Genomic DNA, 16,383 nt, shown 5'->3' with positions numbered 1-16,383 from the left:
TGATGGGAAAAGTATGAAGAATTGGAGAACTCTCATTCTCGGATTGATGTTTTCAGTGAGTACCGCCTTCGCTGCACCTCAGCAGATGGATAAAATTGCTGCGGTTGTTAATAATGGGGTAGTACTGGAAAGTGACATCAGCAGCCTCTTACACTCCGTTAAACTGGATGCGCAACGCGCAGGCCAGCAAATACCGGACGAGAAAATGCTGCATCGTCAGATCCTTGAGCGTCTGATTATGGATAATATCCTGCTACAAATGGCAAAGCAGATGGGGATTACCATTCCTGATCAGGCTCTGGATTCCACAATTGCAAATATTGCAGCCCAGAATCGCATAACCGTGGATCAGATGAAACTCCGTATCGCTGCTGACGGAATGAATTTCGATACTTATCGTAATCAGATCCATAAAGAGATGATAATCGCAGAAGTGCGCAACAATGAAGTTCGCCGCCGTGTCACCATTCTGCCTCAGGAAATTGACGCCTTAGCGAAACAAATTGGCAACCAGAGTGCCTATGATACTGAACTGAATATCAGCCACATTTTGATCCCATTACCAGAAAACCCTGACCAGGCACAAATGGAAAAAGCCACAGCTGTAGTACAGAAAATCATGTCTGAACTTAAGCATGGCGTTGACTTCGGTAAACTGGCTATCGCCTATTCCGCTGATCCACAAGCCCTGAAAGGCGGTAATATGGGTTGGAGTAAGCTTCAGGAACTGCCAACCCTGTTTGCCAAGCAACTGCAATCAGCCCCAAAAGGCGCGGTCGTTGGCCCAATCCGTTCTGGTGTTGGTTTCCATATTCTCAAAGTCAATGATATTCGTGGCGGTAACGCAACAATCGCAGTCACTGAAGTTCATGCCCGTCATATTCTACTGAAAACTTCTCCCGTCATGACCGATGATCAGGCACGCACCAAGTTGCAGCAAATCGCCGATGATATTCGCAGCGGAAAAACGGATTTCGCTGATGCCGCGAAAGAGTTTTCAGAAGATCCCGGTTCAGCCCTGCGTGGTGGTGATCTCGGCTGGACAACACCTGATATCTATGATCCCGCCTTCCGTGATGCGTTAATGCGACTGAATAAAGGTGAGGTAAGCCAGCCTGTTCATTCCTCTTTTGGCTGGCATCTGATTCAATTGCTGGACACCCGCAAAGTCGATAGAACAGATGTTGCTCAGAAAGATCGTGCTTACCGTATGTTATTCAACCGTAAATTCACCGAAGAAGCACAAAGCTGGATGCAAGAACAACGCGCCTCAGCTTATGTGAAAATTTTAGATGGCAGCGATGCACAACAATAAACCTATTGTTATTACCCCCGGCGAACCGGCCGGGGTTGGGCCTGATTTGACTGTCGCTCTTGCTCAACAAAGCTGGCCAATACCGCTGGTCGCCTGCGCAGACCCCAATTTGCTTCTGGGCAGGGCCAGACAACTCAACTTACCTTTGCAATTATTGGAATATTCTCCGGATAAAACACCCAAACCTCAAGCAGCCGGAACATTGACCATACTACCAGTTCCTCTTCATGTACCGGCAATCGCCGGTGAGTTGAAGCAGGAAAACGGCAAATATGTGACTGAAACTCTGGCAAGAGCCTGCGACGGCTGCCTGAGCGGGGAATTTTCAGCATTAGTCACAGGGCCGGTTCATAAAGGGAATATCAATGACGCCGGGGTGCCTTTTATCGGCCATACCGAATTCTTTGCTGATCGCAGTGGGTGTCAACGGGTTGTCATGATGCTTGCAACAGAGGAACTTCGGGTTGCTCTAGCAACAACTCATCTGCCCATTGTTGATGTGCCAAAATCCATCACTTCCGATAGCCTGCGGGAAGTTATCACGATCCTTAACCATGACTTAAAAACAAAGTTTGGCCTGGCAAAACCCTGTATTTATGTTTGTGGTCTGAATCCTCATGCAGGAGAAGGCGGCCATATGGGGCGGGAAGAAATTGATATCATTATTCCCGTGTTAGAAAGTCTGAGAACAGAAGGTCTTGTATTAGAGGGGCCTTTGCCGGCAGATACCCTGTTCCAGCCTAAATATCTTCAACACGCAGACGCCGTTCTCTCGATGTATCACGATCAGGGATTACCCGTGTTAAAATACCAGGGTTTTGGCAGAGCAGTGAATATTACGTTGGGCCTGCCGTTTATCCGTACTTCTGTCGATCATGGCACAGCACTGGAACTGGCTGGCACAGGTCAAGCTGATGTGGGAAGCTTTATCACCGCATTGAATTTAGCAATTAAAATGATACAAAACAGTAATGAATAATAGAGTCCACCAAGGGCACTTTGCCCGTAAACGCTTTGGGCAAAACTTTTTAACCGATCAGTTTGTCATTGATAGTATTGTTACCGCCATCAATCCACAACCAGGCCAGGCAGTGCTGGAAATTGGCCCCGGTCTTGGCGCATTGACAAAACCGGTTGGTGAGCGCATGGATAAAATGACCGTGGTTGAACTCGACCGCGATTTAGCCGCACGCCTGCAAGTTCATCCGCAATTAAAAGATAAGCTGACCATTATCCAGCAAGATGCAATGACCGTTAATTTTAGCGAATTGTCTCAGCAAAGAGAGTTGCCGCTGCGGGTCTTTGGTAATTTGCCTTACAATATTTCCACACCGTTGATGTTTCACCTTTTCAGCTATACTGATGCTATTGCTGATATGCATTTTATGTTGCAAAAAGAGGTAGTAAACCGACTGGTAGCAGGCCCCGGCAGCAAAGCTTTCGGACGTTTGAGTGTCATGGCCCAATACTATTGTCAGGTTATCCCAGTGCTGGAAGTACCGCCAACTGCGTTTACTCCCGCACCTAAAGTCGATTCAGCAGTTGTACGTCTGATACCGCACAAAAGCATACCTCATCCGGTCAAAAATATTCGTATGCTACGCCGGATCACTACTCAGGCTTTCAACCAACGGCGTAAAACTATCCGTAACAGCCTCGGTGATCTTTTCACTGTAGAACAGCTCACAGAACTGGGTATCGACCCAGGTACACGTGCAGAGAATATTTCTGTTGAGCAGTACTGCAAAATGGCAAACTGGCTATCGGCACAACCTGAAATGCAGTCATAACAGGAGTCAACCATGATTAATGCGCCCAGAGTTTCTATTCAGGTACAAAGTGTTTATGTAGAGAGCCAATCGTATCCCGATCAACAGCGTTTCGTTTTTGCCTATACAATCACTATCCGTAATCTTGGGCGCGAATCGGTTCAGTTAATCAACCGTTATTGGCTAATTACCAACAGCGACGGTCACCAGACTGAAGTTCAGGGGGAAGGCGTTGTTGGTGAGCAACCAATTATCTTGCCAGGTACAGAATACCGTTACACCAGTGGCGCTATATTGGAAACGCCTTTAGGCACAATGGAAGGCCATTATGAAATGGTCGATCACAATGGTGATCCATTCCGCGTTGCCATTCCGGTTTTCCGTCTGGCTATCCCAACGCTGATTAATTAATTATGTCTACCTATTTGATCGGTGATATTCATGGCTGCTATCATGAATTACGAACTTTATTAACTAAAGCCAATTTTGATCCTCAAAAAGATACATTATGGCTGACCGGAGATTTAGTTGCCCGTGGCCCGGATTCTCTTGAGGTTTTGCGGTATGTTAAACAATTAGGCTCAGCCGCAAAAATAGTATTGGGCAATCATGATCTTCATTTATTAGGCGTTTATGCCGGGATCAGCCGTAATAAACCTAAAGATAAAATTAATGAATTACTGTCCGCTCCAGATGCAGACGAATTAATTAATTGGCTACGCAAACAACCGCTATTACAGTGCGACGATGATCTGAAACTGGTCATGACACATGCGGGCATTACGCCCCAATGGGATCTGGAAACCGCTAAAATATGCGCTGGCGAAGTTGAAGTCATGCTCAATAGTAGTAGCTATCCCCTGTTTCTCAATTCAATGTATGGGGATATGCCGAATAACTGGTCACCGGAACTTTCTGGACTGGCACGCTTACGTTTCAGTACCAATGCATTAACACGTATGCGTTACTGTTTTCCAAATGGTCAGTTGGATATGCTTTGCAAAGATAAACCCGAAAGTGCTCCCGCGCCGTTAAAACCCTGGTTTGAGCTGCCACAGCAGATCTCAGCAGAATACTCTATTGTTTTCGGTCACTGGGCATCACTGGAAGGTCAGGGAACATCAGAAAGATTGTATGCATTGGATACAGGTTGCTGCTGGGGTGGTGAGCTAACCATGCTACGTTGGGAAGATAAGCAATATTTTACACAACCATCCCTGTCAGCCGTAAAACAGCACTAAAGCCAGACACGCCGTGAAGAAAGCTTCATCGGCGTGTTTTATCAATTAGATACGGCGTTGTAGAATCTCAAAACAGTAACTGTGAGAATTTAATCCATCTGCATCATGGTATTCAGTAAATTCAGAATCCCACTCATCTGGCTCATAATCAGGGAAATGAGTATCACCTATCACTTCTGCATCAATATGAGTCAGGTACATACGGCTAGCCAGCGAGATGAACTGGTCATAAATTTTGCCGCCCCCCATCACCATAATCTCTTCTGCATCACCCGCCACAGCCAGTGCTTCATCAACTGAACTAACCCAAGTGACATGCTCATCATTACCCGGTTGATGACTCAATACAATATTGAGCCGACCCGGCAATGGACGACCTATGGATTCATAAGTTACTCGTCCCATAATGACTGGTTTATTCAATGTATTACGTTTAAACCAGGCCAAATCCCCCGGCAAATGCCATGGCATTGCATTCTCCATGCCGATAACCCGATCCATAGCTAAAGCAGCGATCAAGCTGATATTCATTGAGTCACCTTATAGGCAAATAGTATAAAAATTGGTGACACTATACGGAAAGGGATGTACCCAGTCGATAGGATCAACACTTTCTTAAGTACAAAAAATTCATTTATACTTGATTCGTCGTTTAAGACATTTATTGATCAAAATAATAACAAATCTAATATTAACTATAGGGTACATTATGCTGGAAACATCGCTGCTCGTCATCACCATCTCAACTTTGGGCATGCTCTCTCCCGGTCCCGATTTCTTTCTGGTAGTCAAAAATGCCATACGTTATCAACGCTCTGCCGCAATGATGACGGTGATGGGATTAATTGCCGCTATCGCCTGTCATATGGTTTACTGTGTCGCTGGACTGGCTATTCTTATTACAACCACTCCATGGTTATTTAATCTGATGAAATACGCCGGAGCTGCTTATCTTATTTGGATCGGGATCAATAGCCTGCTTTCCCGCGGAGGAAATACCGTCACTCTTGATGAACAGGCACGACAAATTGTCACTTTTAGAAAAGCGTTTATGCAGGGATTTCTATGTAATCTGCTGAATCCAAAAGCAACCTTATTCTTCCTGGCAATATTCACTCAGATACTAAACGTCAATTCGGGTGTTGATGAGAAATTATGGTATGCCTTTATTATCTGGAGCCTGGCGGTCATCTATTGGCCATTACTGGTAATATTGATCCAAAGTGCACCAATACGCCGTGGATTAGTTAAATCTCAAAAGATTATTGATAAACTGCTTGGCGTTGTTTTGATTGGCTTAGGTGTCAAAGTGGCACTGGGATAACAGGAATTCATTCCCTCCCTTTAAATTTTCAATGAATATAAAAAGGAGCGCTTAATCGAGCGCACCTTTTTATTACTTCAATTAATCAGAATACGGACTAGCTATTAATCTCCGCATGCATTTCCTGTACAGAAATCACCTGCTCGGTCGGATCTGCGCTCAGTGCCATTGTTGTAGCAAAACCACCATTCAATGTGGTGTCATAATGCACTTTATATTGCAGTGCACTACGGCGAATAAGCTTGGAATCTTCAATCGCCTGACGGCCCGCGGTGGTGTTCACAATATAGCTATACTCACCATTTTTGATTCTATCCTGAATATGCGGACGTCCTTCGTGAACTTTGTTCACCAAACGAGGATTGATACCGGCTTCACCCAGCACAACTGCCGTACCGTGAGTCGCATCCAATTCAAAGCCCTGTTTCAGCAACTTAGCGGCCAAATCTACGACCCGGCCTTTATCACCATCACGCACCGACAAAAGCGCTCTGCCACTTTGTTTCATTCTGGAGTTACATCCCAACAGTGCTTTTGAGAAAGCTTCTGCGAACGTGCGGCCAACACCCATCACTTCCCCAGTTGACCGCATTTCAGGCCCAAGAATCGGATCCACACCAGGGAATTTGTCAAAGGGCAGTACAACCTCTTTCACCGAGTAATATGGCGGGATGATCTCCTGAGTTGCACCCTGCTCGGCCAGAGACTGACCCACCATCACACGAGCCGCAACTTTCGCCAGTGGCAAACCGGTAGCTTTAGAAACAAATGGCACAGTACGAGCCGCACGCGGGTTGACTTCAATCAGATAAACTTCGTCATTCTTGACTGCAAACTGGACATTCATCAAGCCGCGGACACACAACTCAAACGCCAGTTTTTCTACCTGCTGACGCATGACATCCTGAATTTCCTGACTCAATGTGTAAGCCGGTAGTGAACAGGCTGAATCACCGGAGTGAACACCTGCCTGCTCAATATGTTCCATAATGCCACCAATCAGCACTCGTTCACCGTCACAGATAGCATCAACATCCACTTCTATGGCATCATCAAGGAAACAATCAAGCAGTACCGGGGCATCATTAGATACACTGACCGCTGTCTGGAAATAACGGCGCAAGTCAGCTTCGTCATATACAATTTCCATCGCACGGCCACCCAGAACATAAGATGGGCGAACCACCAGCGGATAACCCAACGCATTCCCTTTCTCAACCGCTCGTTCAATCGTCGCCACAGTGGCATTTTCTGGTTGTTTCAGACCGAGACGATTGACCGCCTGTTTGAAACGCTCACGATCTTCAGCACGATCAATCGCATCCGGGCTGGTACCAATAATTGGCACACCTGCGGTTTCCAACTCACGAGCCAATTTCAACGGAGTCTGCCCGCCATACTGAACAATCACCCCTTTTGGTTGCTCAACACGCACAATTTCAAGCACATCTTCCAAAGTCACCGGTTCGAAATAGAGGCGATCCGAAGTATCGTAATCTGTTGAAACTGTTTCCGGGTTACAATTCACCATGATGGTTTCATAACCATCTTCACGCAGTGCCAGTGATGCATGAACACAACAGTAGTCAAACTCGATCCCTTGTCCAATACGGTTAGGACCACCGCCCAATACCATGATTTTTGGCTTATCATTATTCGGATTGGCTTCACACTCATCTTCATAAGTGGAATACATGTATGCGGTATCAGTCGCAAATTCTGCCGCACAGGTATCAACCCGTTTGTAAACCGGATACAAATTATATTTATAACGCAGTTTGCGGATCTCTTTTTCCGCCACACCGACCAGTTGCGCCAGACGTGCATCAGCAAAGCCTTTGCGTTTCAAATGACGCAGGAAATCGACAGTCAGGCTGTTAATTCCCTGCTCAGCCACTTGCTCTTCCAGTCGCACCAGCTCTTCAATTTGCACCAAAAACCAGCGGTCAATATCCGTCAGATTGAAAACACCGTCAACCGACATACCGGCGCGGAAAGCATCGGCGATATACCAGATACGCTCAGCACCAGCATCTTTCAATTCGCGGCGAATTTTGGTCAATGCTTGCGGATCATCCAGACTGACTTTCGGATCAAAGCCGGTTGCCCCCACTTCCAAACCACGCAACGCTTTTTGCAGGGATTCCTGCTGAGTGCGCCCAATCGCCATCACCTCACCAACAGATTTCATCTGAGTCGTCAGGCGATCATTGGCACCGGCAAATTTCTCGAAATTGAAACGAGGAATTTTAGTCACTACGTAATCAATAGAAGGTTCAAAGGAAGCTGGCGTGCGACCACCAGTGATATCATTCATCAGTTCATCAAGGGTATAACCTACCGCCAGCTTGGCGGCAATTTTGGCAATCGGGAAGCCTGTCGCTTTCGAAGCCAGCGCAGAAGAACGGGAAACACGCGGGTTCATTTCGATGATAACCAAACGGCCATTTTTCGGGTTCACCGCAAACTGTACGTTAGAACCTCCAGTTTCCACACCGATTTCACGCAGTACCGCCATCGAAGCGTTACGCATGATTTGGTACTCTTTATCGGTCAGCGTTTGTGCCGGCGCGACAGTGATGGAATCGCCAGTGTGAATCCCCATGGCATCGAAGTTTTCAATCGAACAGACGATGATGCAATTATCATTTTTATCCCGCACCACCTCCATTTCATACTCTTTCCAGCCAATCAAAGATTCATCAATCAATAGCTCGTTGGTTGGCGAAAGATCCAAACCACGCTCACAAATTTCTTCAAATTCTTCGCGGTTATAAGCGATACCGCCACCACTTCCTCCCATAGTAAAGGAAGGACGGATAATACAAGGAAAACCGACTTTATCTGCAACGACCAGCGCTTCTTCCATTGAATGGGCAATACCAGAACGCGGGGTTTCCAAGCCTATCTTTTTCATTGCCATATCGAAACGGCGACGATCTTCCGCTTTATCAATCGCATCTGCGGTAGCGCCAATCATAGTCACGCCAAATTCCTGCAAAACCCCTTGGCGTTCCAGTTCCAACGCACAGTTCAGCGCAGTTTGTCCACCCATGGTTGGCAAAACCGCATCAGGACGCTCTTTTTCAATGATTTTACGTACCACTTCCCAGTGGATCGGCTCAATATAAGTGGCATCCGCCATTTCTGGATCAGTCATGATGGTGGCAGGGTTTGAGTTCACCAGCACGACACGATAACCTTCTTCCCGTAACGCTTTACAAGCCTGTGCACCTGAGTAGTCGAACTCACAAGCCTGACCGATAACAATTGGGCCGGCACCCAGGATCAGGATACTTTTAATATCAGTACGTTTTGCCATTTTATTTTCTCCTGATTACTTGGTGTTATGACGATTATTTTGCTGACAATACTGTTCAATCAATGCAATAAAGTGATCGAACAGTGACGCAGTTTCGTGTGGGCCTGGGCTGGCTTCCGGATGCCCCTGGAAGCTGAATGCCGGTTTATCTGTACGATGAATTCCTTGCAACGTACCGTCAAACAGGGATTTATGGGTCACACGTATATTTGCCGGCAGTGACTTTTCATCCACAGCAAAACCGTGGTTCTGTGCGGTAATCATCACAATATTACGATCAAGATCTTTTACTGGATGGTTGCCGCCGTGATGGCCAAATTTCATTTTCATTGTCTCGGCGCCACTCGCCAATGCCAGCAGTTGGTGCCCAAGGCAAATACCAAAGATCGGAATATTTGTCTCAAGGAGAGTTTTAATTGTTTCAATCGCATAGCCACAAGGTACCGGGTCGCCCGGACCATTGGACAAGAAAATACCATCTGGATTCAGCTTCAATACATCCTCAGCCGGTGTCTGAGCGGGAACCACTGTCAAGCGACAGCCACGATCTACCAGCATCCGCAAAATATTGCGTTTTGCACCAAAGTCATAAGCAACAACATGATAAGGCAGCTCCTGTTCTTGCTTCTCTTCCGGTAATCCATCTGCCAGAGTCCAGCTCCCCTGTAACCACGGATAAACCTGCTCCGTTGTCACCTCTTTTGCCAAATCCATCCCTTCCAGCCCTGGGAACGCTTGTGCTTTTTCCAGTGCAACCTGAGCGTTAATCTGCTTACCTGCTATAATACAACCATTCTGTGAACCTTTTTCCCTTAACAAGCGGGTCAGTTTACGAGTATCGATATCCGCTATCGCAACAATATTATGGCGCTTAAGGTAATCAGAAAGCGTTTCTTCGCTGCGGAAGTTACTGGTCAATAACGGCAGATCACGAATTACCAGCCCCTGGGCCTGAACTTTTAGTGATTCTTTATCGACTGAGTTAACACCGACATTACCAATATGGGGATAAGTAAGAGTGACAATTTGGCGGGAATAGGAAGGGTCTGTAAGAATTTCTTGATATCCGGTCATTGAGGTATTGAAAACCACTTCCCCAACTGCCGCCCCTTCAGCACCTATGGCGCGACCGTGGAATTGGGTTCCGTCTTCCAGAACCAATATAGCTGACTTAATCAAAACACCCTCCAGGGAATAATCAATCACAATTAGTGCATATTAATTCAGATTTGTTCGTCAAAATCAATGCCAAAGCTGCTTTTTAGGCAAAATTTTGGCAAATTGCGCGCATTCTAATGATGAGAGGGATAGTTGTCTACAAAAAATGTTACTTTTATTATTTTTTTGCGTACTTCACTGGATAAACTGATAAAATAAGACCAAAAATAGAGACAAAGTTAGTTTAGAAAACGATTACCAGCATAGAAGATTTAATTTTCAGGTGAAGAATTGAAAATAACCATAAAAAAGAGAAAAAAACTGAAAAACAAAGGTAAAAAAGAGAGAAAAACAAACAAAATCCACAAAAAATTAATTAAATCATATCAAGCAATCAAAAATCGCATAATAGATAATTTAATTATGCGATATCAATTAGTTATAAAAATAAAATTTTAAATAAAATCGAGGTTTAAAACGTCTTTCATATCAAAAAGACCACTATTTTTACCACTTAACCATAATGCTGACTTTACCGCCCCATTTGCAAATGTCATCCGGCTGGAAGCCTTATGAGTTATCTCAACTCTCTCACCCATATCTGCAAATATAGCGGTATGTTCACCAACGATATCCCCGGCACGAATAGTCGCAAAACCAATACTTTTCGGATCACGTTCACCGGTATAACCTTCACGGGCATAGACAGCACACTCTTTAAGATCCCACCCTAAAGTATGGGCAATAGATTCTCCCATCGCTAACGCCGTTCCTGATGGTGCATCCACTTTATGGCGGTGATGTGCTTCGATAATCTCGATATCAGTATATTCACCCATCACTTTCGCCGCTTTTTCCAGTAATTTAAGCACCAGATTCACACCAACACTGAAATTTGCAGCAAATACTATCGGGATATCCGCGGAAGCATCTTTAATCGCCTGCTTACCTTCATCATCAAAACCTGTGGTGCCGATAACCATCGCTTTACCGTTCTGACGGCAGATTTCAAGATGGGCAAGCGTTCCTTCCGGGCGGGTAAAATCGATAAGAACATCAAAATTATCAACAACATTTTTCAGGTCATCACAAACAGTAACGCCTATATTACCAATACCCGCCAATTCTCCGGCATCCGCGCCAATCAGAGAAGAACCTAAGCGTTCTAAAGCTGCACCAAGAGCGACGCCACTCAATTGATGGATAGCCTGTATTAACTGACGCCCCATACGCCCACCAGCACCAACAATAGCAACACGAATTTCTGTATCAGCCATAAGCCCTCACTGTGAATTAATCCCTTTCCTGATTTAACACAGGCGATCAGTCAGATAAATATTTTAAATCAATAGATTATGAGCAACCTCACTCTTAATCTGGCGCAGTACTTTTTAACTAATCTGTTTAACCTCAACACGTAACTCTTTCGGCACTTCGAAAACAATATTCTCTTCCCTGCCATGTAATTCCTCGACAGAATCAGCACCAAGATTTTTCAGCCGTTCAATGACTTGCTGAACTAAGATATCCGGCGCCGAAGCTCCCGCAGTCACGCCAACCAGAGAAACGCCAGTTATCCACTCTTTTTTAATATCATCAGCAGAATCTATCAGGTAAGCAGGTTTACCAACACGTTGAGCTAACTCCGCCAGGCGGTTAGAGTTAGATGAATTCTTCGAACCAACAACCAGTACAACATCAGCATCCGATGCCAGATCCCGTACCGCTTCTTGGCGGTTAGTCGTCGCATAGCAGATATCATCTTTACGGGGACCGACAATGTTGGGGAATCGCTCATTAAGCGCATCAATCACTTCTGAAGTGTCATCAACAGATAACGTAGTTTGAGTCATAAAACACAAGTTATCTTCATCTTTGACTTTCAGATTCCACACATCTTCAGGAGATTCAACCAGATACATTCCACCATCAGCATTATTGTACTGACCCATTGTTCCTTCAACTTCCGGATGCCCTGCGTGACCGATCAGAATAGCTTCTTTGCCTTTGCGACTGGCTCTAGCCACTTCCATATGAACTTTGGTCACCAAGGGACAAGTCGCATCGAACAGCATCGTCAGATTGCGGGAACGGGCTTCCGCGCGGATCGCCTGTGAAACGCCGTGGGCAGAAAAAATCAGAATCGCATCATCGGGTACTTCTGCGATGTCTTCAATAAAGATAGCCCCCCGCTTGCGCAGGTTATCCACAACATAGCGGTTATGTACAACCTCATGGCGAACATAGATCGGTGCACCATATAATTCCAGAGCACGTTCTACAATACTGATGGCCCGGTCAACGCCGGCACAAAAACCACGAGGGTTAGCCAGCAATATCTGCATGGTTTTCCTCCAACTGTGGATCAATTTCCAACACTTCAATCTCAAATGTGATGTTCTGATCGGCTAACGGGTGATTGAAATCAACAATGACGGACTCCTCTGCCACTTCTTTTACAATGCCTGGCATTTCACTGCCATTCATTGCCGTAAATAACATTATAGTTCCAATTTCAGGAATACCCGTTTCGGCAAAATCACGCGGCGTAAAATATTGAATCAGATCAGGATTCGGTTTACCAAATACAGCCTCACCAGCCAGAGTAAATGTGTGTTTCTCTCTCTCTTTCAGGCCGGTAAGCTGCTGCTCCAAAGGTGAAGAAAGGGTTCCATCACCTAAACGGAATAATGCAGGTTTGCCCTGATGGTGGGTGGAATCGGCTGTAGAACCATCTTGCAGTTTTAACGTGAAATGCAGTAAAACCGCACTATCTGCATGTACCTGCTTTGACATATTACTCAGAACCTATTTTATTTGCGGCTCTTTGTCGTAAAAAGCGAACCTGGACACTGCCCAAGTTCACTATTCATTCACAAGAACCGCCTGAACAATAACGCCTACTAAAATAGGCTTTTATCCTGCTTTAATTGTCTTTTCATCCGGGCTTAAAAAGCTATCAATGATAACCAATGCCGCTCCGATGCATATCGCCATATCGGCGATATTAAAGGTTGGAAAGTGCCAGTCACCGACATAAAAATCAATAAAATCGATGACAAAACCATGAACCAACCGGTCAAACAGATTACCCAATGCTCCACCAATAATCAGGGCATAAGCGATATTACTCAGTTTCTTCTTTGCACTGGAACGATACATCATCACCACCAATACAACTGAAATAGCAACGGCAATTAATGCAAATAACCAACGTTGCCAGCCGTCTTTATCCGCAAGAAAACTGAAAGCCGCCCCCAGATTCTGGGCATAAGTCAGGTTGAAATAAGGTATTAATGGAATAGATTCATACAGATAAAAGTGTTTTAGCACTAACTGTTTACTACCCAGATCCAGAATCAATACCACGGCAACTAACCAAAGCCAGCGAAGGCCAGTGGAGCAAATAGGTCTATTCATCAGGCAAACTTACGTTTTTCGCCGTTACCGGCAACATTAGTTACACAGCGGCCACAAAGTTCTGCATGCTCCGCCACCAATCCCACATCTTTAGCGTAATGCCAGCAACGAGGACATTTTTCACCATCCGCTTTACGGAAAGTAATTTTCAGGCTGTCGATTTCGCTTTGCTGCGCATCACCACCTGCCTGTTCATAAGCCGCAACAGAAACCTGAGATGTCAGCAGAACAAAACGCAATTCATCTCCCAGGCTGTTCAATTTATCAGCCAGTTCATTATTTGCATACAGAGTGACGGCGGCTTCCAAAGAGCTGCGAATATGTTTATCTGCACGTGCCTGCTCCAGCACTTTGTTGACTTCACCACGAACAGCCAGTAAATCAGCCCAGAAAGCATCATTCATTTGTTCGCCTGCGGCTAGGCCAAACAAGCCGTCATACCACTCTTCGGTAAATACATACTGAGCGCGTTTACCAGGCAATTCATTCCAGACTTCATCCGCAGTGAAGGAGAGAATAGGCGCCATCCAACGAACCAATGCTTCTGCAATATGATACAGCGCAGTCTGGCAACTGCGGCGAGCCAGACTATCGCCCTTCGCGGTATATTGACGGTCTTTAATGATATCAAGATAGAACGAACCCATTTCCACAGAACAGAACTGCATTAAACGCTGAACAACAGAGTGGAAATCACACTCATCGTAACATTTTGTAATATCTGCCTGAGCAGCCTGAGCACGACCCACAGCCCAGCGATCCAACACCGCCATCTCTTCCGGTTTAACCCTATGTAGTTCAGGATCAAAACCATTCAGGTTTGCCAGCAGGAAACGCGCTGTGTTACGGATACGACGATATGCATCAGCAGAACGTTTCAGGATTTCATCCGATACCGCAATTTCACCGGTATAATCAGTAGAAGCAACCCACAGACGCAGAATATCCGCCCCTAATTTATTTATCACATCCTGTGGGCTAATGGTGTTGCCGATAGACTTAGACATCTTACGGCCCTGACCATCCACCGTGAAACCATGTGTCAGTACCTGACGGTAAGGCGCTTTGCCTTTCATTGCGGTTGAGATCATCAGGGAAGACATAAACCAGCCACGATGCTGATCTGAACCTTCCAGATAGATATCCGCTGCGTTGCCCTGGAATTCAGGACGGACATCAACAACCGATGAATGGGTTGAGCCAGAATCGAACCACACATCCAGAGTATCAAAGATTTTGACATAGTTAGCCGCATCATCGCCCAGCAATTCAGCTGGTTCCAGATCCCACCACGCCTGAATACCATCAACTTCAACACGCTTGGCAACTTCTTCCATCAGCTCGACAGTGCGTGGATGAAGTTCTTCCGTCTCTTTATGGACAAACAGGGACATAGGGGTGCCCCAGGTACGTTGACGTGAAATACACCAGTCAGGACGGTTCTCAACCATTGCTTCAATACGGGCCTGCCCCCAGCCAGGGATCCACTGAACACCTTTGATCTCTTTCAGCGATTGCTTGCGCAGACCATTTTGATCCATGCTGACAAACCACTGCGGCGTGGCGCGGAAAATGATTGGCGCCTTGTGACGCCAGCAACAAGGATAGCTGTGCTGTAATTTTTCCAGGTGCAACAGTGCGTTGTTTTCACTCAGGATATTCAGAATAATATCGTTCGCCTTAAAGACAAACACGCCATCCAGAGAAGGATAAGTCCCCGGCAGATAGCAGCCATTCGGACCAACCGGGTTTGCAACTTCCAAACCATATTTCTGACCAATAACAAAATCGTCCGGGCCATGACCTGGCGCAGTATGGACAGCACCGGTACCCGCATCCAATGTAACGTGTTCGCCCAGTACAACCGGTGAATCGAAACCCATAAATGGATGTTTGAAGCGCAACAGTTCCAGCGCGGAACCCGCACAATGCCCCAGCACGGTCCACGATGCCACACCCGCGCGCTGCATCACACTTTCGACCAAATCAGCAGCCAGGATCAGACATTCACCATCAATTTGTACTAATTGATAGTCAAATTCAGCATGCAAAGCGATCGCGCGGTTAGCCGGTAACGTCCATGGCGTGGTTGTCCAGATCACCAGAGAAACGGGTTGATCTGATGCCTGCACGCCAAATTTCTCGTAAACAGCTACCGTATCAACAGCATCAAAACGCACGTCAATAGATGGAGACGTTTTGTCGTAATACTCAACTTCCGCTTCAGCCAATGATGAACCACAATCAGTACACCAGTGAACAGGCTTAGCGCCTTTCAACAAATGTCCATTGGCAATAATACGGCTCAGTGCACGAATAACGTTGGCTTCAGTCTTAAAGTCCATCGTCAGGTATGGGCGATCCCAGTCACCTAATACGCCCAGACGGATAAAGTCTTCCTTCTGACCGTCTATCTGCTCTTTGGCATATTTGCGGCACTCGGCACGGAATTCAGCAGCGGAAAATTTTTCTCCCGGCTTACCAATAATCTGCTCAACCTTAAGCTCAATGGGTAAACCATGGCAATCCCAACCGGGTACATATGGCGAATCATATCCCGCCATCCCTTTGGATTTAATAATAATATCTTTGAGAATCTTATTGACTGAGTGACCAATATGAATGCTGCCGTTCGCATAAGGAGGGCCGTCATGCAGAATAAATGTTTTTTTACCGGCTTTTGCTTTACGAATTACCTGATACAGCTCATCTTTGTACCAACGTTTTAGCATGTCTGGTTCGCGCTTTGCTAAGTCTCCGCGCATTGGAAACCCTGTTTCTGGTAGGTTCAGGGTATTTTTATAGTCACTCATTCGATTCTCAATTCCAATTTT

General features: G+C 45.8%; 14 protein-coding genes. 6 read left to right on the top strand and 8 right to left on the bottom strand.

What is annotated here, in order from left to right; translation table 11 throughout:
• Positions 1-13: 13 nt before the first annotated feature.
• Genes surA through apaH form a run of 5 tightly spaced genes read left to right on the top strand, consistent with a single transcriptional unit; the run spans position 14 to position 4,325 of the window.
• Positions 14-1,315 (top strand): peptidylprolyl isomerase SurA, encoded by a 1,302-nt coding sequence (gene surA, locus LGZ99_RS00125; protein WP_036839062.1) that lies wholly within the window; start codon positions 14-16, stop codon positions 1,313-1,315.
• On the top strand, positions 1,302-2,294 hold the full coding sequence (pdxA, locus tag LGZ99_RS00120) for a 4-hydroxythreonine-4-phosphate dehydrogenase PdxA (RefSeq protein WP_021323542.1): 993 nt from the start codon (positions 1,302-1,304) through the stop codon (positions 2,292-2,294). Before surA ends, pdxA begins: the two co-directional genes overlap by 14 nt.
• Positions 2,287-3,105: a 16S rRNA (adenine(1518)-N(6)/adenine(1519)-N(6))-dimethyltransferase RsmA gene (rsmA, locus tag LGZ99_RS00115; protein ID WP_021323543.1), complete on the top strand. Its 819-nt coding sequence runs from the start codon at positions 2,287-2,289 to the stop codon at positions 3,103-3,105. Before pdxA ends, rsmA begins: the two co-directional genes overlap by 8 nt.
• A 12-nt stretch (positions 3,106-3,117) precedes the next feature.
• A complete protein-coding gene (gene apaG / locus LGZ99_RS00110) occupies positions 3,118-3,495 on the top strand; it encodes a Co2+/Mg2+ efflux facilitator ApaG/CorD (RefSeq protein ID WP_021326146.1) in 378 nt (125 codons plus the stop codon).
• Between the two features lie 2 nt (positions 3,496-3,497).
• Entirely contained in the window at positions 3,498-4,325 is an 828-nt protein-coding gene (gene apaH, locus LGZ99_RS00105; RefSeq protein WP_036839064.1) for a bis(5'-nucleosyl)-tetraphosphatase (symmetrical) ApaH, read from the top strand.
• A 45-nt stretch (positions 4,326-4,370) separates the two neighbouring features.
• Here apaH and folA read toward each other — a convergent pair whose 3' ends face one another.
• Entirely contained in the window at positions 4,371-4,856 is a 486-nt protein-coding gene (folA, locus tag LGZ99_RS00100) for a type 3 dihydrofolate reductase (RefSeq protein WP_021326148.1), read from the bottom strand.
• A 178-nt stretch (positions 4,857-5,034) separates the two neighbouring features.
• Between folA and LGZ99_RS00095 the strand changes: the two genes are divergently transcribed.
• Complete coding sequence (locus LGZ99_RS00095) at positions 5,035-5,649, top strand: LysE family translocator (protein WP_036839066.1); 615 nt, start codon at positions 5,035-5,037, stop codon at positions 5,647-5,649.
• Positions 5,650-5,746: 97 nt separating this feature from the next.
• Here LGZ99_RS00095 and carB read toward each other — a convergent pair whose 3' ends face one another.
• The 7 genes from carB to ileS form a co-directional block, all read right to left on the bottom strand.
• Positions 5,747-8,971 carry a carbamoyl-phosphate synthase large subunit gene (gene carB / locus LGZ99_RS00090; RefSeq protein ID WP_023044314.1) on the bottom strand — a complete coding sequence of 1,075 codons (3,225 nt, stop codon included), beginning with the start codon at positions 8,969-8,971 and terminating at the stop codon, positions 5,747-5,749.
• A 15-nt stretch (positions 8,972-8,986) separates the two neighbouring features.
• A complete protein-coding gene (gene carA / locus LGZ99_RS00085; RefSeq protein WP_031280688.1) occupies positions 8,987-10,150 on the bottom strand; it encodes a glutamine-hydrolyzing carbamoyl-phosphate synthase small subunit in 1,164 nt (387 codons plus the stop codon).
• A gap of 434 nt (positions 10,151-10,584) precedes the next feature.
• On the bottom strand, positions 10,585-11,406 hold the full coding sequence (gene dapB, locus LGZ99_RS00080) for a 4-hydroxy-tetrahydrodipicolinate reductase (RefSeq protein ID WP_021326151.1): 822 nt from the start codon (positions 11,404-11,406) through the stop codon (positions 10,585-10,587).
• 114 nt (positions 11,407-11,520) lie between these two features.
• Positions 11,521-12,474, bottom strand: a complete 954-nt coding sequence (gene ispH, locus LGZ99_RS00075) for a 4-hydroxy-3-methylbut-2-enyl diphosphate reductase (RefSeq protein WP_021326152.1) — start codon at positions 12,472-12,474, stop codon at positions 11,521-11,523.
• Entirely contained in the window at positions 12,455-12,925 is a 471-nt protein-coding gene (gene fkpB / locus LGZ99_RS00070; protein WP_021326153.1) for an FKBP-type peptidyl-prolyl cis-trans isomerase, read from the bottom strand. The genes ispH and fkpB overlap by 20 nt, the downstream gene beginning before the upstream one ends.
• 120 nt (positions 12,926-13,045) lie before the next feature.
• Positions 13,046-13,549, bottom strand: a complete 504-nt coding sequence (gene lspA, locus LGZ99_RS00065; RefSeq protein WP_036839068.1) for a signal peptidase II — start codon at positions 13,547-13,549, stop codon at positions 13,046-13,048.
• On the bottom strand, positions 13,549-16,362 hold the full coding sequence (ileS, locus tag LGZ99_RS00060; protein WP_036839070.1) for an isoleucine--tRNA ligase: 2,814 nt from the start codon (positions 16,360-16,362) through the stop codon (positions 13,549-13,551). Before ileS ends, lspA begins: the two co-directional genes overlap by 1 nt.
• Positions 16,363-16,383: the final 21 nt, after the last annotated feature.

The organism is Photorhabdus temperata (assembly GCF_025384845.1).
GTDB classification, from domain to species: Bacteria; Pseudomonadota; Gammaproteobacteria; order Enterobacterales; family Enterobacteriaceae; genus Photorhabdus; species Photorhabdus temperata.
Note: the sequence above shows the minus strand (reverse complement) of the source record. Positions and strands in the feature narration are given on the sequence as shown.

Excerpts from the sequence above, each read along its gene's own strand:
- surA (WP_036839062.1), top strand. The coding sequence starts at position 14 with ATGAAGAATTGGAGAACTCTCATTCTCGGATTGATGTTTTCAGTGAGT.
- pdxA (WP_021323542.1), top strand. The coding sequence starts at position 1,302 with ATGCACAACAATAAACCTATTGTTATTACCCCCGGCGAACCGGCCGGG.
- rsmA (WP_021323543.1), top strand. The coding sequence starts at position 2,287 with ATGAATAATAGAGTCCACCAAGGGCACTTTGCCCGTAAACGCTTTGGG.
- apaG (WP_021326146.1), top strand. The coding sequence starts at position 3,118 with ATGATTAATGCGCCCAGAGTTTCTATTCAGGTACAAAGTGTTTATGTA.
- apaH (WP_036839064.1), top strand. The coding sequence starts at position 3,498 with ATGTCTACCTATTTGATCGGTGATATTCATGGCTGCTATCATGAATTA.
- folA (WP_021326148.1), bottom strand. The coding sequence starts at position 4,856 with ATGAATATCAGCTTGATCGCTGCTTTAGCTATGGATCGGGTTATCGGC.
- LGZ99_RS00095 (WP_036839066.1), top strand. The coding sequence starts at position 5,035 with ATGCTGGAAACATCGCTGCTCGTCATCACCATCTCAACTTTGGGCATG.
- carB (WP_023044314.1), bottom strand. The coding sequence starts at position 8,971 with ATGGCAAAACGTACTGATATTAAAAGTATCCTGATCCTGGGTGCCGGC.
- dapB (WP_021326151.1), bottom strand. The coding sequence starts at position 11,406 with ATGGCTGATACAGAAATTCGTGTTGCTATTGTTGGTGCTGGTGGGCGT.
- ispH (WP_021326152.1), bottom strand. The coding sequence starts at position 12,474 with ATGCAGATATTGCTGGCTAACCCTCGTGGTTTTTGTGCCGGCGTTGAC.
- fkpB (WP_021326153.1), bottom strand. The coding sequence starts at position 12,925 with ATGTCAAAGCAGGTACATGCAGATAGTGCGGTTTTACTGCATTTCACG.
- lspA (WP_036839068.1), bottom strand. The coding sequence starts at position 13,549 with ATGAATAGACCTATTTGCTCCACTGGCCTTCGCTGGCTTTGGTTAGTT.
- ileS (WP_036839070.1), bottom strand. The coding sequence starts at position 16,362 with ATGAGTGACTATAAAAATACCCTGAACCTACCAGAAACAGGGTTTCCA.